This window comes from Massilia sp. WG5, from assembly GCF_001412595.2.
Lineage (GTDB): Bacteria > Pseudomonadota > Gammaproteobacteria > Burkholderiales > Burkholderiaceae_D > Telluria.
This window is the reverse complement of sequence record NZ_CP012640.2, coordinates 1,557,139-1,575,801: the sequence shown is the minus strand read 5'-3', so window position 1 is coordinate 1,575,801 and position 18,663 is coordinate 1,557,139. Positions and strand designations below refer to the sequence as shown.

16 protein-coding genes and 1 riboswitch are annotated in these 18,663 nt (G+C 67.9%); of the genes, 8 read left to right on the top strand and 8 right to left on the bottom strand.

What is annotated here, in order from left to right:
• Nucleotides 1-117: 117 nt before the first annotated feature.
• On the bottom strand, nt 118-2,073 hold the full coding sequence (locus AM586_RS06905) for a S9 family peptidase (protein ID WP_047826230.1): 1,956 nt from the start codon (nt 2,071-2,073) through the stop codon (nt 118-120).
• 167 nt (nt 2,074-2,240) lie between these two features.
• Between AM586_RS06905 and pnuC the strand changes: the two genes are divergently transcribed.
• A complete protein-coding gene (gene pnuC, locus AM586_RS06900) occupies nt 2,241-2,843 on the top strand; it encodes a nicotinamide riboside transporter PnuC (RefSeq protein WP_047826229.1) in 603 nt (200 codons plus the stop codon).
• The gene (locus tag AM586_RS06895) at nt 2,840-3,361 is read left to right on the top strand and encodes an AAA family ATPase (protein ID WP_047826228.1); all 522 of its coding nucleotides are present in this window, start codon (nt 2,840-2,842) and stop codon (nt 3,359-3,361) included. The genes pnuC and AM586_RS06895 overlap by 4 nt, the downstream gene beginning before the upstream one ends.
• A 9-nt stretch (nt 3,362-3,370) precedes the next feature.
• Here the strand turns inward: AM586_RS06895 and AM586_RS06890 are convergent, their stop codons facing one another.
• From AM586_RS06890 to AM586_RS06875, 4 genes are all read right to left on the bottom strand, one after another.
• Nucleotides 3,371-5,569, bottom strand: coding sequence for a TonB-dependent siderophore receptor (locus tag AM586_RS06890; protein WP_047826227.1), 2,199 nt, complete (start codon nt 5,567-5,569; stop codon nt 3,371-3,373).
• Between the two features lie 93 nt (nt 5,570-5,662).
• A riboswitch (TPP riboswitch) is annotated at nt 5,663-5,768 on the bottom strand.
• Between the two features lie 59 nt (nt 5,769-5,827).
• On the bottom strand, nt 5,828-6,400 hold the full coding sequence (locus tag AM586_RS06885) for a hypothetical protein (protein ID WP_047826226.1): 573 nt from the start codon (nt 6,398-6,400) through the stop codon (nt 5,828-5,830).
• A 92-nt stretch (nt 6,401-6,492) separates the two neighbouring features.
• Nucleotides 6,493-7,650 carry an iron-containing alcohol dehydrogenase gene (locus AM586_RS06880; protein WP_047826225.1) on the bottom strand — a complete coding sequence of 386 codons (1,158 nt, stop codon included), beginning with the start codon at nt 7,648-7,650 and terminating at the stop codon, nt 6,493-6,495.
• A gap of 56 nt (nt 7,651-7,706) precedes the next feature.
• Nucleotides 7,707-8,624 (bottom strand): LysR family transcriptional regulator, encoded by a 918-nt coding sequence (locus tag AM586_RS06875; RefSeq protein ID WP_047826224.1) that lies wholly within the window; start codon nt 8,622-8,624, stop codon nt 7,707-7,709.
• Nucleotides 8,625-8,768: 144 nt separating this feature from the next.
• Here AM586_RS06875 and AM586_RS06870 point away from each other — a divergent pair, with 144 nt between their 5' ends.
• From AM586_RS06870 to AM586_RS06860, 3 genes are read left to right on the top strand one after another with little or no spacing between them, the layout of a single operon-like run.
• Complete coding sequence (locus AM586_RS06870) at nt 8,769-10,067, top strand: CitMHS family transporter (RefSeq protein ID WP_047826223.1); 1,299 nt, start codon at nt 8,769-8,771, stop codon at nt 10,065-10,067.
• A gap of 10 nt (nt 10,068-10,077) precedes the next feature.
• Entirely contained in the window at nt 10,078-11,415 is a 1,338-nt protein-coding gene (locus AM586_RS06865) for an acyclic terpene utilization AtuA family protein (protein WP_047826222.1), read from the top strand.
• 13 nt (nt 11,416-11,428) lie between these two features.
• A complete protein-coding gene (locus AM586_RS06860; protein WP_047826221.1) occupies nt 11,429-11,734 on the top strand; it encodes a hypothetical protein in 306 nt (101 codons plus the stop codon).
• A 16-nt stretch (nt 11,735-11,750) separates the two neighbouring features.
• On the opposite strand, the gene AM586_RS06855 is transcribed toward AM586_RS06860, so the two are convergent.
• Entirely contained in the window at nt 11,751-12,713 is a 963-nt protein-coding gene (locus tag AM586_RS06855; RefSeq protein WP_047826220.1) for a DUF535 family protein, read from the bottom strand.
• A 277-nt stretch (nt 12,714-12,990) separates the two neighbouring features.
• Between AM586_RS06855 and AM586_RS06850 the strand changes: the two genes are divergently transcribed.
• Complete coding sequence (locus tag AM586_RS06850; protein WP_047826219.1) at nt 12,991-13,701, top strand: glutathione S-transferase; 711 nt, start codon at nt 12,991-12,993, stop codon at nt 13,699-13,701.
• Between the two features lie 64 nt (nt 13,702-13,765).
• On the opposite strand, the gene dkgB is transcribed toward AM586_RS06850, so the two are convergent.
• Nucleotides 13,766-14,575: a 2,5-didehydrogluconate reductase DkgB gene (gene dkgB / locus AM586_RS06845; RefSeq protein ID WP_047826218.1), complete on the bottom strand. Its 810-nt coding sequence runs from the start codon at nt 14,573-14,575 to the stop codon at nt 13,766-13,768.
• A gap of 19 nt (nt 14,576-14,594) precedes the next feature.
• The gene (locus AM586_RS06840) at nt 14,595-15,809 is read right to left on the bottom strand and encodes an MFS transporter (protein ID WP_047826217.1); all 1,215 of its coding nucleotides are present in this window, start codon (nt 15,807-15,809) and stop codon (nt 14,595-14,597) included.
• 109 nt (nt 15,810-15,918) lie between these two features.
• Here AM586_RS06840 and AM586_RS06835 point away from each other — a divergent pair, with 109 nt between their 5' ends.
• Together AM586_RS06835 and AM586_RS06830 are read left to right on the top strand one after the other, a co-directional pair.
• Complete coding sequence (locus AM586_RS06835; protein ID WP_047826216.1) at nt 15,919-16,815, top strand: LysR substrate-binding domain-containing protein; 897 nt, start codon at nt 15,919-15,921, stop codon at nt 16,813-16,815.
• A gap of 49 nt (nt 16,816-16,864) precedes the next feature.
• Nucleotides 16,865-18,661, top strand: a complete 1,797-nt coding sequence (locus AM586_RS06830; protein WP_109370440.1) for an amidase — start codon at nt 16,865-16,867, stop codon at nt 18,659-18,661.
• Nucleotides 18,662-18,663: the final 2 nt, after the last annotated feature.

The window sequence follows — 18,663 nt, the reverse complement described above, 5'->3', positions numbered from 1 at the left end:
GCATCCTTCATTGCAAGCACCGTGCCAGCACGCCGGCAGAGGGTGGAACGCGGTCCGGCCGCCCTCGCGCTGCCCGCGCGCGGGCAGCGGTGTCCGGATCCGGGCAGTCGGCGCCGCTCAGGGTCCCAGGTTCTTCGCCAGGAAGGCTTCGAGACGCTGGTAGTACTCGGTCACATTCGCGGTGTCGTAGAAGCCGTGGCTTTCGTTCGGCGCGAGGAACCACTCGGGCGGATGGCCGGCCTTGACCAGCGCCGCGCGCATCGCTTCCGCATGCGCGAGCGGGGCGCGCTTGTCCTTGCCGCCGTGGACCAGCAGCACCGGCGCCTTGATCTGCGCAGCCAGCGTCACCGGCGAGAACCGGTCCAGTTCCGCCTTGTCGCTGCCGATGAAGCGCTTGAGCTGGGCCTGGAAGCGCTTGTTGTTCTTCGCTTCCTCGGTCGTGGCCATCAGGTTCAGGTCGTACACGCCGGCGTAGCCGACCGCGCAGCGGAACAGGTCCGGCTCGCGCGCGGCCAGCATCAGGGCCGAGTAGCCGCCGAAGCTCGCGCCGACCACGCAGATCCGCTTCGGATCGACCAGCCCCTGCTTGATGGCCCACTTGACGCCATCGACCAGGTCGTCCTGGATCTTGCCGCCCCATTCACGGTAGCCGGCATGCATGAAGCCCGGGCCGCGCCCGTCCGAGCCGCGGAAGTTCACCTGCAGTACGGCGTAGCCGCGGCTGGCGAGGAACTGGGCGTCGGTGTCGAAGAACCAGTCGTCGGCAACGAAGTGCGGGCCGCCGTGCGGCACCAGCACCAGCGGCAGTTTCGTGCCCGCGGGGGCGCGCGGCGCGGTCATGAAACCGTACAGCGTATGGCCGTCGCGGCTGGGGAAGCTGATCGGCTGGCGTGCGGCCATCCGCTCCGGATCGATGCCTTCCATTGACGAGAACAGCAGGTCGGCCTTGCCGGTATTCTTGTTGAACAGGTAGTAGGAACCCGGATCGCGGTCGCTGGAGACGCCGAACAGCAGCAGCTTGCCGTCCTGGCTGAAGCTGTGGAAGCTGACCCAGCTGCCCGGGAACTGCTGGCTGAGCAGTTTATGCAGGCGCGCGTCTTCGCTGTCCTCGTCGAAGTAGACCGCATGGGGGACGCCGATGCCGGAGCGGGCGCCGAAGGGCAGGCCGTGCCCGGCGCCGTACAGCAGCCCCGTGGGCTCGGCGACGGGGTCGGAAAACAGGGTGGTGCGCTCGCCGGTCTGCAGGTTCTCCTTGATGAGCGATTCGGGCTCGCCCGACTTCGAGACCAGCGCCGCGAAGCGGGTGTCGTCGGCGGAGAAGGCGACCGGCGTGTAGCGGCGCTCCTTGATGTCGACCTTGTTCCAGGCGCCGCTGGCGTCGTTGCGCCGGAACAGCGCCGCGTAGTTTTCCTCGTCGCTGCCGTAGGCGAAGCGCGGTGTGCCGTCGTGCTGGAGCAGGAAGCCCAGGCCTGGCTCCGGCAGGGCGGCGAGGAGCTTGCGGATTGCGCTGCGCGCATCGATGTCGAACAGGAGCGTGCGGTCGGCCTCCCACAGGCGCGAGGTCACGAAGATGTGGTTGTCGTAGGCGCGCGCGACGTCCTCGATATAACCGTAGGCGTAGTCGTCGGCGTAGCGGTCGCCGCGCGAGGATTGCTTGAACATGCGGTAGCCGTGCAGGTATTCCTGCTTCTTGCCGTCGTAGTCGGTGGCCAGCAGTTCGCCGGTCGCCACCGGCTTTTCGCGCGAACCGAGCTCCTTGCCGCGCGAAATCACCAGGCGGCTGTTGCTCACCCAGCGGCAGTCGAGCGGCACCTCGAAGGCCGGCAGCCGGATCGCGCCTTCCACCTTCAGCTCGGGCAGCGAGTACACCATCACCACCGGCACCGGCCGTTCGCCGGACGGCATCCGCACCGTGATGGCGATGTGCCTGCCGTCCGGCGCCAGGCGCGGCAGCGCGTACTGGTCTTCGTTGACGAAGGCGGAAACCGGCACCGCCGGCGCGGGCGGCGCGGCGAGGGCGGGCAGGCGGGCCGCGAACAGGGCGGCGCACAGCAGGGCGGCAGTCAGGCGCATGGAGTCTCCGGTGATGCACGTGGCGGGAAACGAATAAGTATATCTGTGCGGTGGCTGCCAAAATCCTTGCTTTGTCACAGTGCTTGCGCTTGCGCATTCGCGCGCCAGCTTCGATAATCGACTGTTGACCTGATCTCCTGACCCGATTCCTTCCCCTTGCACAGCGCATGAACGACCCGCTCAGCTTCCTCGGCTTCCAGACCACGCCGCTGGAACTCATCTCATTCGTCCTCTCGGTCGCGACGGTGCTGCTGAACATCCGCCGCATCCACTGGGCCTGGCTGTTCGCGATCGTCTCGTCGGCGACCTACGGCATCGTGTTCTACAAGGCCCGCCTGTACGGCGACGCTGGCCTGCAGGGCGTGTTCATCGCCGCCTCGTTCTGGGGGTGGTACGAGTGGCTGCGAGGGAAAGGCGAAGACGACAGGCCTCTGGTGGTGACCCGCCTCGGCCGCGCCGGCTGGGGCTGGTCGCTGGCAGGATGGGCGCTTGGCTTTGTGCTGCTGTCCTGGTTCCTGCACGCCTATACCGACACCGACGTGCCGCACATGGACGGCTTCCTCACCGCCGGCAGCCTGCTCGGCACCTTGCTGGCGGCGCGCAAGAAGGTCGAGAACTGGCATGTGTGGATCGCGGTCGACGTGCTCTACGTCGGCCTGTACGTCTACAAGGGCCTGCACCTGACGGCGGTGCTGTACGCGGTGTTCGTGATCATGGCGGCGCTGGGTCTGCGCGCCTGGGCGCGCGCGGCGCGCGAGGGCGTGCGATGAAGCCGAAGCGGATTGCCATCCTGGGCGCCGAGTCGACCGGCAAGTCGACCCTGGCCCCGAGCCTGGCGGCGCGCTACGGCACGCTGTGGGTGCCGGAATACCTGCGCGAATTCGTCGAGACCCATCGGCGCGTGCCTTTCGAGGACGACCAGCCCGGCATCGCGCGCACCCAGCGCGCGCGCGAGGATGCGATGGCGGCGTCGCCGGACGCGCGGCGTTTCCTGTTCTGCGACACCACGCCGCTGGTGACCGCGGTCTACAGCCGCATCTACTGGGGCCGGGTGCCGCCCGAGCTGCTGCAGATGGAGGCCGCGCACGACTATGCGGCGACGCTGGTGGCGGGCCTCGACCTGCCCTGGGTGCCGGACGGCCTGCAGCGCGAATCGGAGGAGGTGAGGAAGCAGGTGCACGACTGCCTGCTGGGCGTGCTGCGCGAGCGGGGCATCCCGTTCACGCTGCTGGAAGGAGACCTGCCGCGGCGGATGCGGCAGGTGGAGGACCTGCTCGGTCCTCCCTGAACGCCGCGATCAGAAGTCGAACTGGCCCGACACGCGGAAGCTGCGCGGCGCGCCCGGCAGCAGGTAGCCGCCCAGCGCCGGCGTGACGTCGCGCCAGTAGAACTTGTCGAACAGGTTGTCGACGCGGGCGCGCAGCGTCACCTTCGTCGCGCCCAGGTTCGTCGCATAGGCGGCGCCCAGGCCGAACACGTGGTAGTCGGGGACGAACACGCGGTTCTCGACGTCGAAGGCTTTCTTGCCCGAGTACTGCCAGTTGGCGTCCAGCTTGAGGCCCGGCAGCTGCGGCACCGCGTACTCGACCCAGGCGGTCGACTTGAAGCTCGGGACGTCGGTGACGCGCTTGCCGTCGATGCCCGGGTCGCCGGTACCGTCCTGGCGCGTGTTCAGGGCCATCAGCGACAGGCCGGCCTGCAGGCCGGCGGCCAGTTTGCCATCCGCCGAGAGTTCGAAGCCGCGGTGGGTCTCGCGGCCGCCGCGCACATAGGGGTTGCGCTCGACCGGCTCGCCGTCGACGATTACCGTCACGGTATGGTTCGGGTCGGTGTACTCGAGGCCCTGGCGGATCTGGAACAGCGAGGCCGACAGGTTCAGGCCGCGTACGGAACCCTTGGCGCCGACTTCGAGCTGCTTCGAGCGGCCCGGTTCCAGCACCTGGTTCTCGTTCGCGGTTTCCATCGGCGCGACGCCGCCGTGCTGCAGGCCGTGGCTCACCGAGCCGTAGACGTTCCAGTCGCGGTTGATGTTGTAGACCAGGGCGACGCTCGGCAGCAGGAAGTGATCCTTGCTGTCCACGTAGCCGGCGGTGTGCACGACCGGGCGGTCTTCCTCGTAGTCGCTGCGCTTGGTCTGCACGTAGCGCAGGCCGCCGTGCAGGGTCAGCTGCGGGGCCAGGGTCACGATGTCCTGGGCGAACAGCGCGCTTTCCTGGTCGCTGCGGCGTTCGAACACCGGGCCGGTGGTGCGCGACGGATCGGCGGACGGCGAGACCAGCGGGTGCCACAGATTGCTGTAGCCGACGTAGTCGTAGACGTAGTCGCCAAAGCTGTCGTGGCGTTCCGCGTACGAGGCGCCGACCGTCAGCTGGTGGCGCAGCGCGCCGGTGGCGAAGCCGCCCTGCAGCATCGCCTGCAGGCCCCACGGGGTCTTGCGCTCGCCCACGCTCTGGTAATCGTAGACGTCGTAGTCGCCGTTCGAGCAGTAGCCCGGATAGAAGCCCGCGCCCTCGTTGCTGCAGCCGTAGGGGAAGGCGGTGTAGTCGTCGCGCTTGAACCAGTGCTTGTTGCCGGCGATGGTGGCGCGCCAGGAGTCCGCCAGCTTGTATTCGAAGCGCAGGCCGAGGTTGGTGTCGCGGGTGTCGACCGGACGGGTCCAGGGCTGGTCGTTCAACAGCATCCTGGCCGACACGCCGGTCGGCAGGACTTCATTGCGGATCAGCTGGAAGCCGGGCGCCGTGATTTGCGCCTTGTGCTGGTAGTCGAGGTCGAGCTGCAGCAGGGCGTCTGGCGTGATCTGCCAGTCGAAGGCGCCGGACACGAACTGGCGCTCGCCGTTCGCGCCGCGCACATAGGAGTGCAGGTCGGCGGCGGCCGCATTGATGCGGTAGCCGAAGCGGCGGTCGTCGAAGCGTCCGCCCAGGTCGACCGTGCCGTACAGGGTGCCGCGCTCGCTGACTTCGACCGTCGCCGAGCGCAGCGGGGTATTGGTCGGGCGCTTGGTCACGTAGTTGACGATGCCGCCCGGAGTGGCGACGCCGGCGGTGAGGCCGGCCAGGCCCTTCAGCACCTCGATGCGTTCCTTGTTCTCGAGCGGGATCTGGGTGTCGCCCGGGATTGCGAAGCCGTCCTTGCGATAGCTGTAGTTGTTGTCGAGGGCGAAGCCGCGGATCGCGAACTGCTCGGCATAGCCGACTGCGTTGTAGGCGTCGCTGACCGAAGCGTCGTAGCGCATGGCCTCGGTGGTCGAGCGGATCGACAGGTCCTGCATCTGCGTGCGGCCGATCGTGCTGATCGAGGCCGGCGTTTCCCACAGCGAGGATTCGGAGAAACCGCCGACGGCGGCGCGCTCCAGGCCGGCGCGCTCGCCGGTGACGACGACTTCGGCGACCGGCTGGCCGCCCGCTTGAGCGCTCTGTTCCTGCGCCTGGGCGTGATGGGAAAAGGCTTGCGCGATGGCGCAGGCCAGGATCGAATACTTCAGTTGTGCGTTCATGGGTTTGCTCGTCTTCGCGCGCCGCTTGGCGTCGCTGCTTTGTCAAAAGCCGGAGCCAACTGGGGAAGGGCAAACAGGAGTGGGAGCCGTCTCAGGCACCGTCTTGCGCTTTCCTTCGCTGGCATTATCCAGATCAGGTACGGAGGGTATCTCTCACCCGGCAGCGCAAAGTTTGCTGCCAGGACCCCTAGCGAAGGCGGGAGTGTAGCATGGATGCGTGCGGGCGTGGCGCTTCTGCCAACGCTGGCCGGACGTTCCTTAGACTCTTTGCGTAATGTGGGCTTCGCGCAACGGACGCCAGCCGAGGCGCTGTTCGATGGCGCGGCGGTAGGGCGTGTCGAGGTGGGCGGGGGTATGGCGGATGTAGCCTTCGGCGGCGGCGCGCTCGTCGCCGCGCAGGCTGTCGAGCCAGGCCACGGCCTCGAGCGCCGTCGGCGCGTGCCCGCTGCGGCCGGCAAACTTGGGCGGCAGCGCGGTCCAGACGGCGGCGTCGATGCCCTTGCGGCGCAGCCAGGCCGGAATCGCCGGGTCGACGCCCGCACCATCCACGGACGGCACGCTGCCGATCCAGTCCGGGCGGTTCGGGCTGATCTGTTCGCGTGTGCGCAGCATGGCGCGGGCCGTGTCCAGGTCACCGGTCGCCAGGTAGGCCCAGTAGGTCGGCAGCCGCCGCGCGCCTTCGCACAGCGCCAGGTTCAGCTCGGGAAAGTCGTCGCTGCGGCGCACGAATTCGAGCGGCAGCCGCGGGCCGTCAGGATGCCAGCCGGAGGCGAGTTTGAGGGGATGGGGCTTCCAGAGGAGGGAGCCCCAGGCGATGCAGACGATGTTCATGGGCTGTGCTATTTGACGAAATTGCGTGCCAGTCTAGCTTGCCAGCGGAAAGCGGGGAGCACGCCTGTGCCGCCCCCGGCGCCGTCCTTGCATCAGATGCAGCGTTCCAGCACCCGGCGGCTGACGTCCAGCGTGACCTCGCCGGTCTCGCCCAGCGCCGTCATGCCATGCGCCTCCAGCGCCTTCACGACGGCGGGCACGACATCCTTGCCGAGGCCGTAGCCGGACAGCCTGGTCGGCACGCCGACGGAACGGAAGAAGTCCTCGGTGCGGACGATCGCGGCCTCGATACGCGCATCCTCGTCGCCCTCCACCAGGTCCCACACGCGCGCCGCGTACTGCAATAACTTCGCCCGCTTGGCATCGCGGCGTTCGCGCAGCATGGCCGGCAGCACGATCGCGAGCGTCTGCGCGTGGTCGAGACCATACAGCGCGGTCAGTTCGTGGCCGATCATGTGGGTGGCCCAGTCCTGCGGCACGCCGGCGCCGATCAGGCCGTTCAGGGCCAGGGTCGCGGTCCACATCAGGTTGGCGCGGACATCGTAGTTTTCCGGCTCGGCCAGGGCTTTCGGGCCTTCCTCGACCAGGGTCTGCAGCAGGCCCTCGGCGAAGCGGTCCTGCACCTTCGCCTGCGCGGGCACGGTCATGTACTGCTCCATGATGTGCACGAAGGCGTCGACGATGCCGTTGCCGACCTGGCGCGCGGGCAGGGTATAGGTGCGGGTGGGGTCGAGGATGGCGAATTGCGGGAACACCAGGCGCGACATGAAGGCGAACTTTTCCTGCGTCGCCTTCCTGGTGATCACGCTGCCGGAGTTCATCTCGGAGCCGGTGGCCGGCAGGGTCAGCACGGCGCCGAAGGGCAGGGCCGCGCGCACGTTCTTCGCGTGCTGTTCCAGGATGGTCCAGGGATCGTCGTCCAGCATGGCGCCCGCGGCAACGAATTTGGTGCCGTCGATGACCGAGCCGCCGCCCACCGCGAGCAGGAAATCGATGTGCTCGCGCTTGACCAGGGCGATCGCCTCGACCAGGGTTTCGTAGCTGGGATTCGGCTCGATGCCGCCGAATTCGAACACGGCATGGCCGTCCAGCGCCGCCATCACGGCATCAAAGGTGCCGTTGGCGCGGATGCTGCCGCCGCCGTACAGCACCAGCACGCGCGCGCCGGCGGGCACCAGGCGCGCCAGGCGCTGGATCTGGCCTTCGCCGAACAGGATGCGGGTCGGATTGTGGAAGTCGAAGTTAAGCAAGATGAATCCCTGTCAGGTCGCAAAGATGCGATTATCGCGCATCGGAGCGGAGCGCGTCACAGCACTCCGGCCGGGCGCCTGCTTGAACGCAGCCGCATCTCGATGAGCTCCAGCATGCCCTGCGCGGCGTTCGACAATGGCCGTTCCCTGTGCTGCACGATCAGGATGGGACGGGCCACCACATCCGTGTCCAGCGGAACCGCCACCAGGTCCATGCTGCGGAACTGGAACAGCGTCAGTTCCGGCACCAGGCTCACACCCAGGCCGTGCCGGATGAGGCCAGCGACCGTCGCCAGGTGTTCGACTTCCAGACCCGAGTGCTGCACGGCGATGCCGCGCGTGAGCTGGTCGACGTGCTGGCGCACGCTCGACGAGGGCGCCAGGTGGATCAGCTCGCAACCGGCAAGCTCGGCCAGCCTGAGCTTGCGCTTGCGGGCGAGCGGGTGGTCGTGCCGGCACACCAGGTAGAACGGATCGCTGCACAGCGTCCGCGTGGAGAATTCGGCGAGACTGGCGCCCGGCGCGGTCAGGGCCAGGTCGACCTTCCCCTGCCGCAGCATGTGCAGGCACTGGTCCGACAGCGCATCGAAGAGCTGCACGGTGATGCCGGGGTAGGCGCGCTTGTATTCGGCGACCACTGCCGGAATTGCGTCGGCCGCGAGCGAGGGCAACACCGCCAGCGCCACTTTGCCCTTGCGGCGCGCGATGAAGTCGCCCATGTCGGTGAAGGCGGCGTCCAGGTCACCGAGCAGGGCCCGCGCCACGCTCGCGAACAGGGCCCCTTCCGACGTCAGTGTGACGTTGCGGGTGTCGCGCTCGACCAGTTTGGCGCCGACCGCGTCTTCGAGTTTGCGGATCACCACGCTGAAGGCCGACTGGGACAGGTGGCAACGCTCGGCCGCGCGCGTGAAGTGGCGGCACTCGTCCAGCATGAGGAAGGCTTGTAACTGTCTGGTGGAGATATTCGGCGGCATGGCGTTAGCGCGCTTCTACACGATTAATTTGATAAACAGGATAATCAATCGAAAGAATTCATTTTACAAGATAAACCCCTCGCCGCAGACTCATTGCCAGTGCTGCATCGACTGGCACATGACAAAACAAACCGGAGACAACACATGCTGGCACTGCTCGGCCTGATCACCATCGCCCTGTTACTGGCGGCGATCCTCACCAAGAAAATGTCGCCGTTGGTGGCGCTGATTGCGATCCCGATCGCCGCCGCGCTGGCCGGCGGCTTCGGGATGGAGACCTCGAAATTCATCGTCGGCGGCATCACGAAGATCGCGCCGGTGGCCGGGATGTTCGTGTTCGCCATCCTGTTCTTCGGGATCGTCACCGACGCCGGCATGCTCGACCCGATCATCAACGGCATCCTGCGCGTGGTCGGCAACCGGCCCTCGCGCATCGTGCCCGGCACCGCCCTGCTGGCCCTGCTGATCCACCTGGACGGCTCGGGCGCCGTGACCTTCCTGGTGACCATCCCGGCGATGCTGCCGCTGTACACGCGGCTCGGCATCGACAAGCGCATCCTCGCCTGCGTCGCCTCGCTGGCGGCCGGCGTCAACTTCCTGCCGTGGACCGGGCCGATGATCCGCGCCTCGGCGGCGCTGCACATCCCGGTCAGCAATCTGTTCATGCCGCTGATCCCGGTCCAGCTGGTCGGGCTGGTGTTCGTCTTCGGCACCGCATGGTGGCTGGGCCGCCGCGAAGAGATCCGCCTGGGCCTGCGCGATGGCGCGACGGCCGGCTTCATCCACACGCATGAACTGAGCGATGCCGAGAAGGCGATCCGGCGCCCGAAGAACTTCTGGATCAATATCGTGCTGACGACGATCGTGCTGGGCGTGATGATCAGCGGGAAAATCGACCCGGTCGTGATGTTCATGGTCGGCGTCGTGCTGGCCCTGATGATCAACTATCCGAACGTCGACCAGCAGCGCGCCCGCATCGATGCGCATGCCAAGGCGGCGCTGCTGATGGCCAGCATCCTGTTCGCGGCCGGCGTCTTCACCGGCATCATGAGCCAGTCCGGCATGCTCAAGGCGATGGCCAAGGCGGCGGTGGGCTTCGTGCCGCCGGAACTGGCCTCGCACATCCCGGCCGTGCTGGGCCTGCTGTCGATGCCCCTGTCGATGCTGTTCGACCCGGACTCCTTCTACTTCGGCGTCTTGCCGGTGGTGGCCGAAGTGAGCCACATGCTGGGCGTGCCGCAGATCCAGGTCGCCCAGGCCGCCCTGCTGGGCCAGATGACGACCGGCTTTCCGGTCAGCCCACTGACCCCGGCGACCTTCCTGGTGGCCGGCTTGGCCGGCATCGACCTGGCCGATCACCAGAAATTCACCTTCAAGTACCTGTTCGCGGCATCGGTCCTGATGACCATCGCCTGCATCGTCATCGGGGTCTTCCCGCTGTAAGGAGCATCATATGAAGCAGATTCGCATTGGCGCCGGCGCCGGCTACTCGGGCGACCGCATCGAGCCCGCCATCGAGCTGGCGGAAAAGGGCGGGATCGATTACCTGGTCTTCGAATGCCTGGCCGAGCGCACCATTGCCCTGGCCCAGCAGGCCAGGATGAACGATCCGGCGCTCGGTTACGATCCCCTGCTGGAACAGCGGATGCGGGCGGTGCTGCGGACCTGCAGCGACAAGGGCATCCGGATCGTCACCAACATGGGCGCCGCCAACCCGCTCGCCGCCGCCGCGAAGATCAGGCAGGTCGCGCAGTCCCTGGGGCTGGGCAAGCTGAGGATCGCCGCCGTGACCGGTGACGACGTGCTGGACCAGCTGCGCCGCGGCGATTACCTGGACGACACGGGGGCGAAGGTAGCGGCGCTGGGCGACAGCCTGCTGTCCGCGAATGCCTACCTGGGCGCGCAGCCGCTGGTCGAGGCCTTGAAGCAAGGCGCCGACGTGATCGTCACCGGCCGCGTCGCCGATCCGGCGCTCGTGCTGGCGCCCCTGATCCACGAATTCGGCTGGGCCGCGGACGACTGGGAACGCCTGGGGCAGGGCACGCTGGCGGGGCACCTGCTGGAATGCGCGGGCCAGGTCAGCGGCGGCTATTTCGCCGACCCCGGCTACAAGGACGTGGCAGGTCTTGCGCGCCTCGGGTTCCCGATCGGCGTGGTGTCGGAGGATGGCTCGCTCGAGATCACCAAGGTGGCCGGCTCCGGCGGCGCCGTCACGACCGCCACCTGTACCGAACAGCTGCTGTATGAAATCCATGACCCGGCGGCCTACCTGACGCCGGACGTGGTGGCCGATTTTTCCGGCGTCACCATGACCCAGCTGGGGCCGGACCGGGTCGCCGTCAGCGGCGCTACCGGCCATCCGAAGAGTGGCATGCTGAAAGTGTCGATCGGCTATATCGACAGCTATGTCGGCGAGGGGCAGATCTCGTATGCGGGGCCCGGCGCGGTGGCGCGCGCGCGGCTGGCGCAGGACATCGTCGCCGAACGCTTCAGGATCACCGGGGTGCAGCTCGAGGAAGTGCGCTTCGACCTGATCGGCCTGAACGCCATCCATGGGGACGGCCTGGCGGCGCAGCATCCCGAACCCTGGGAGGTGCGCCTGCGCGTGGCCGGCCGCACCGGCAGCATGCAGGAGGCGCTCCGGATCGGCAACGAGGTCGAAACCCTGTACACCTGCGGACCCGCGGGCGGCGGCGGCGCGACCAGGGCGGCGCGCCAGGTCGTCGCGGTGCGCTCCACCCTGGTCCCGGCGGCACAGGTGCACGCGTCCATCCATTTCGAGGAGCTTTGACATGAAAGGGCACATGAAACTGCGCGAGATCGCACATGCGCGCGCGGGCGACAAGGGCAATATCTCCAACCTGTCGCTCATCGCCTACAAACCCGAGGATTACCAGCGGCTGGTGCAGCAGATGACGGCCGAGCGCGTGAAAGCGCACTTTGCCGGCATCGTGCATGGCGAGGTGCGGCGCTTCCTGCTGCCTGGACTCGGCGCGATGAACTTCGTCATGCACGATGCCCTGGGCGGCGGCGTCACGCGCTCACTGGCGCTGGACGCGCACGGGAAGTCGCTGAGCTCGGCCATCCTCGATATCGAGATCGAGGAGTAACAAGCGCGGGTCCGGCTCAGACCTGCGCCGGCTCCAGCACCGGCGCCGGGTGCTCGACATGGGCGCGCGCGTGCAGCAGGTGGCGCTGCAGGGTGCTGCGGGCGGATTCGCCGATCAGGCGCCAGTGCTCGCGGCGCTGGGCGGCGCGCTTGCGGTGCTTGGACGGCATTTCGGACAGCGGCTTGACGTAGAAGGGCAGCGCGATCCGGTAGCCCCCCCGGCCCGGCATCTCGACCCCGCCCAGGATCTTCCAGAAGCCGTCGTAGGCGTTGGCGAAATGCTTTTCGGGATCGGGGTCGTAGGCGATGTGGTCTTCGCTGCGGATGGCGATGACCTGGTCGATGCCGACCGCCTGCGCCACGCCCTGCATCGCGGCGAAGCAGAAGAAGCTCGGAGAATTGTTCGGGAACACGCGCTCGAAGGCTTCGAAGGCGGCGCCGGAATCGACCCAGCGTCCCTGGTTGCGGGCGATGAAGGGCACCACCGGCGCGTCGGCGCCGACCAGCTGGCCTTCGAGCCAGCTGAAGGACAGGCGGTGCAGGCACTTGCCGTCGGCAACCAGGGCCACGGTCAGGTCGCCCTCGGCATTGCTGCGCGAGGCCATCTCGAGCTGGATCAGGAAGCTGCTGCCCTCCGCCTCGTGCTGCCACAGCGGCAGGCAGCGGGCGTCGTAGACGGCCTGCTTGTAGGCGTCGTTGAAGGTGGTTTCCTCGAAGCGGTAGTGGCTCAGGACCGCCTGCACGCGCCGGCGCGCCGACAGGTCCTTGATCAGGTAGTCGCGGTGGCTGAGGTGGTGGAATGGATCGTCGTTCGGCGGCAGCGCGACGTGGTTGCGGTAGACGCCGAGCTGGCACAGGGCGCGATGGTCGCGCCAGTAGGCCAGCACGCGCAGGCTGCGCGCGATGCAGAGGATCCAGGAAGTCAGGCTGTACTGGCGGCGGCGGGCGATCCAGTGCTTGGTGAGGTGAGCGAAAATCATGGTGCGCTCCGGGCATTCATTATCGGGGTGGTTCTATCTTGACTCACCAGCCTTGGCGGCAAGGTGATATTGCTCAACGGAAATAAAATGCTGGGCAGGTCAAGATCGCCACGCTCGATAAGTCATCCCTTTCGTCTTTTTATTTGTGATCACGATGTCTCTTGTTGATTTTTTGTCAGGCAGACGTTGCCACCCGCAAGACTAGCACGATTGCCGCGCCGAACATCGAAATCATCATGAATAATTGAGTCATCCCGAACATGATGAGGAGCGTCGCATGACGTACGAACTTTTTTATTGGCCGACGATCCAGGGGCGCGGCGAATTTGTCCGGCTGGCGCTGGAGGAGGCCGGGGTGAAGTACGTCGACGTCGCACGCGAGCCGGGCGGCATGGCGCGCATGATGGCGGCGATGGATGGCCCCGACCACCCTTCGTTTGCGCCGCCCTTCCTGAAGGCGGGCGAGCTGACGATCGGCCAGACCGCCAACATCCTGCTGTACCTGGGGCAGCAGCACGGCCTGGCGCCAGCGGACGATGCCGGCCGCCTGTGGGTGAACCAGCTGCAGCTGACGATCGCCGACATGGTCGCGGAAATCCACGACACCCATCACCCGATCGCGACCTCGCTGTACTACGAGGACCAGCGCCCGGAAGCCAAGCGCCGCGCCGCCGATTTCGTCGAGACGAGGATCCCGAAGTTCTTCGATTATTTCGAGGGCATCCTCGGGCGGCCCGAACCGAAGGACTTCCTGCTGGGCGACAAGCTCAGCTATGCCGACCTGTCCCTGTTCCAGCTGCTCGACGGCCTGCGCTACGCCTTCCCGGCGACGATGGCGCGCATCGACGCCGGCTATCCGCTGCTGGTGGCCCTGCGCGACCGCGTGGCGAAGCGGCCGCGCGTCGCGGCCTACCTGAAGTCGAAGCGGCGGCTGCCGTTCAATGAGGAAGGGATATTCAGGCATTACCCCGAGCTGGAGCAGGAGTAAGGTCGCCGCGCTCGGCGACGTCGTCCCCGCGCAGGCGGGCGCCGATTCACTTCACGGGAACGATTCAGGCGTCCCAGGCCGGCGCGAAGTCCGGGCTGACCAGCCGCTCCCCGCGCTCCAGCCCATCGATCGCCGCAATCTCCTCCGCCCCCAGCCTCACGGCCAGCGCTCCCAGGTTGGCCGCCAGGTTTTCGCGCCGGGTCGACGACGGAATCACCGCATAGCCCTTGGCCATCGACCACGCCAGCGCCACCTGGGCCGGCGTGGCCTCGATGCGCGCGGCGATGGCCTGGATTAGCGGATCGGTCAGCGCCTTCCCGTAAGCCAGCGGCATGTAGGCCGTGACGTGGATGCCGTGTTCGCGGGCGAAGGCGGCCACGCTGCGGTTCTGCAGGAAGGGATGCAGCTCGACCTGGTTGGTGGCGATATTCGTCGCGCCGACCGCATCGACGGCCTGCGCCAGCAGGGCATTCGTGAAATTCGACACGCCGATCGCGCCGCTCAGGCCCTGTTCGCGTGCTTCCAGTAAAGCCTGCATCGATTCGGCCACCGCCACGGCGTCGTTCGGCGAGGGCCAGTGGATCAGGGTCAGGTCGACCTGCTCGAGGCGCAGCTTGCGCAGGCTGTCCTTGAGGCTCGCGATCAGGCGATCGGCGGCCAGATGCTCGGTCCAGATCTTGGTGGTGACGAAGACTTCGCGGCGCGGCACGCCGGACGCTTGCAGCGCCTGGCCAAGCTCGGCTTCGTTGCCGTAGATCTGGGCGGTGTCGATGTGGCGGTAGCCCAGTTCGAGGCCGTTGCGCACCGAGTCGATGGCTTGCTGGCCCTGCAGGCGGAAGGTGCCGAGGCCGAGTTGGGGGATGGGCTTGTCCATGCATGTTCTCCAAAAAAAATCAGTGGCCGAGGACGACCGGTTCGGCCGGCGCGGGCGCTGCGATGCCGCGCGCCGCGTCGCGCCGGTCGAGGCGGCCGGCGAGGGTGGTCAGTGCCAGTGCGCCGAGCACCACCAGGGCGCCGATCCAGGGCGTGGCCATCAGGCCGATGCGGTCGACGATCAGGCCGCCGCCCCAGGCGCCGAGCGCGATGCCGACGTTGAAGGCGGCAATGTTCAGGCCCGAGGCCACGTCCACCGCCTGCGGCGCATCGCGGCCGGCGCGCTGCACCACATACACCTGCAGGCCGGGCACATTGCCGAAGGCGACGGCGCCCCAGGCCAGCACCGTGACCAGCACCGCGACCTTGTTCGCGGCGGTGAACTGCAGCACCAGCAGGACGGCGGCCAGCAGCGCGAACACGATCTGCAGCGCGCGCACCGGACCCTTGCGGTCGGCCAGCTTGCCGCCCCAGATATTCCCGAAGGCGACCGAGACGCCGTACACCAGCATCACCAGGCCGACCGCACCGGCCGAGAAGCCGGCCACCTGCTGCAGGATCGGCGCCAGGTAAGTGAAGGCGACGAAGGTGCCGCCATAGCCGAGCGTGGTCATGGCGTAGACCAGCAGCAGGCGCGGCTTCTTCAGCACCGACACCTGGGTGAGCAGCGAAGACGGCTTGCTGCCGGCGATCGCTTTCGGCACCAGCAGCGCAATGCCGATGAAAGCGATCACGCCCAGCATGGCCACCGCCAGGAAGGTCATCTGCCAGCCGAAGTGCTGGCCGATGAAGGTCCCGAGCGGCACGCCGGTGACCAGCGCGACGGTCAGGCCGCTGAACATCAGGGCGATCGCGCTGGCCGCTTTCTCCCTCGGCACCAGGCTGGTGGCGATGGTCGAGCCGATCGAGAAGAACACGCCGTGCGCGAGGCCGGTCAGAACGCGCGCGGCCATCAGCGCTTCGTAGCCGGGCGCCATCCAGGCGACCAGGTTCCCGGCGGTGAACAGCAGCATCAGGCCGAGCAGCAGGAGTTTGCGCGGCACGCGGCCGGTCAGCGCGGTCAGCACCGGCGCGCCGATGGCGACGCCGAGGGCGTACAGGCTGACCAGCAGGCCGGCCGACGGGACCGACACGTGAAGGCTGGCGGCGATGGTGGGGATCAGGCCGACGATCACGAATTCCGTCGTCCCGATGGCGAAGGCGCTCAATGTCAGCGCCCAGAGTGCGAGTGGCATGATGTGTTCTCCCGGTGTCTATCTTGTTGATCGAAGCCAGCATTCTGAAGGCGGCGGGATACAAGAAAAACATGCTGCCGTACAATAGACTTTTGACTCGGAGTCACAAATGCTGGACATTGGCGCCCTGATTGCCTTCGTTACGGTCACGGAAACGGGATCGTTTTCGACCGCCGCCCAACAGCTGGGGCAGACGCCCTCGGGCGTGTCGCGCACCGTCTCGCGGCTCGAAAAGCAGCTCGGGATGACCCTCATGCACCGCACCACGCGACGCCTCGACCTGACCGCGGAAGGAGCCTGGCTGCTGGAGCGGGCGCGCCGCGTGCTGGCCGAAATGGCCGATACCGAGGCGCAGGCGGCGGCGCGGCGCGGCCACCCGGCCGGGCTGGTGCGGGTGAATGCCGCCACGCCGACGCTCGACCATCTGGTGGCGCCGCTGGTCTCGGACTTCCTCGACGAATACCCGCAGGTGTCGCTGGAGCTGACCAGCGGCGAGACCATCGTCGACCTGATCGAGGAAAAGGTCGACGTCGCGATCCGCATCGGCATCCTGCCCGATTCCAGCCTGAACGCGCGCCTGCTGGGGCGCAGCCGGGTGCGCGTGCTGGCCGCGCCGGGCTACCTGGAGCGCCACGGGCGGCCTGCGACGCCCGCCGACCTGGCCCGCCACCGCCTGCTGGGCTTCACGGCGCCGGCCTCGCTGAACACCTGGCCGCTGCGCGACGGCAGCCAGGAAGGCGTGCTGGCCAAGCCCCAGGTGACGGCGTCCAGCGGCGAGACGCTGCGCCACCTGGCCCTGGGCGGCGCGGGCATCGCCAGCCTGTCGGATTTCCTGACCGGCGCCGACGTCGCCGGCGGCCGCCTGGTGCCGCTGCTGGAGGAGGCCGCGCTGCCCTGGACCCAGCCGGTGTGGGCGGTGTTCTACAAGCAGGGTGCGCTGGCGCCGCGGGTGGCGGCCCTGGTCGAATTTTTGGCGCGGCGGCTGGCGGATGTGCTCGAAACCTGATGCTTTTTGTTAATATTGAAAATAGCTCATGTCAAACAGCAGAGGACCCATGACCCAACGCCGCCAGTTCCTGATCAATGCGCCCCTCGGCCTGCTGGCCGTCGCCGGCGCCGCCCGTGGTGAACCCCTTCCGCAAGTCGCCGACACGCCCGGCGCGCCGCCGACCTTCGGCGCCACCCCGGCGGTCGGCCCGGAGGTCACGCCGGCCACCTTTGCCGAAGCCGAAAAGCTGATGCAGGTGCAGTTGAGCCCGGCCGAGCGCCAGATGGCGGCCGGCAGCTGGCGCGTCTCGCTGGCGTCGACCATGGAGCGGCGCACCGGTCCGCGCAAGCTGGCGATCGAGGACAGCGTCGCGCCGGCCACGGTGTGGTCCCCGGCGACCGCCGTGGGCGCGTCCGCCGGGCCGGCGCACGAGCGCTTCGTGCGCAGCCGCGGCGATGCCGGTCCGCTGCCGCAGAAGGACGAGGACATCGCCTTCGCCCCGGTCACGAAGCTCTCGCGCTGGATCGAGACCCGCGCCATCAGCTCGGAACGCCTGACCCGCATCTACCTGGCGCGCATCAAGCGGCTTGACGGCAGGCTGCGCAGCGTGATCACGCTGACCGAGGAGCATGCCCTGGCGCGCGCGCGCCAGGCCGACCGTGAGATCGCCGCCGGCAAATACCGCGGCCCGCTGCACGGCATTCCCTACGGCGTGAAGGACCTGCTGGATACGAAGGGCATCCGCACCACCTGGGGCGCGGAGTTCAACCGCGAGCGCGTACCGGCCCGGGACGCCGCCGTGGTGGCGAAGCTGGATGCCGCCGGCGCCGTGCTGGTCGCGAAGCTGAGCCTGGGCGCGCTGGCGCTGAACGACGTCTGGTTCGGCGGCCAGACGATGAATCCCTGGCTGCCGGAAGAGGGCGCCTCGGGTTCCAGCGCCGGCCCGGGCGCGGCCACCGCCGCCGCCCTGGTCGCGTTCTCGATCGGCAGCGAAACCGGCGGCAGCATCGTCAGCCCGTCGATGCGCTGCGGCGTGACCGGCCTGCGCCCGACCTATGGCCGGGTGCCGCGCACCGGCGCCATGACGCTGTGCTGGTCGCTGGACAAGCTCGGGCCGATGACGCGCAGCGTCGAGGATGCGATGCTGGTGCTGAAGGCGATTTCCGGCGTCGATGCGGGCGATGTCGCCAGCGTGCCGGCGAAGCTCGATTACGACGCGAACGCGAAGGTGGCGGGCCTGAGGGTCGGCTATTTCGCCGACTGGATGAAGGAGGCGCCGGCCACCGACGTCGACCGCGCCGCACTGGAAAGCCTGAAGAAGCTGGGCTTGAGCCCGGTGCCGGTGATGCTGCCGGACTGGCCGTACCAGTCGCTGAACGCGGTGCTGTTCGCGGAAGCGGCGGCGGCCTTCGAAGAGATCACGCTGGACCACCGCGCCGACCAGTTGAAGGCCCAGGTGCCGGACGCCTGGCCGAACCTGTTCCGCGAAGCGCGCTTTCTGTCGGCGGTGGACTTCGTGCAGGCCGACCGCATGCGGCGCAAGGTGGCGCTGGAGATGGCGCGGATTTTCCACGAAGTCGACCTGCTGCTGGTGCCTTCGCTGCGCGACGAGATGCTGACGATCTCGAACTTCACGGGCCACCCTTCGCTGACCCTGCGCACCGGCTCGGTGACGGTGGCGCAGGCGCGCAGCGACTGGGCCCCGAACCCGGCGCAGCCGCTGCCGAGCTTCTCGCCGCCGCGCCGCGTGCCGCATGGGGTGACGCTGATCGGGCGCCTGTTCGATGAAGGGACCATCGGGCGTGTCGGGCTGGCGCTGGAGAAGGCGGCAGGCGTGGTAGGGGAGAGGCCGCCGGGGTTCTAGGC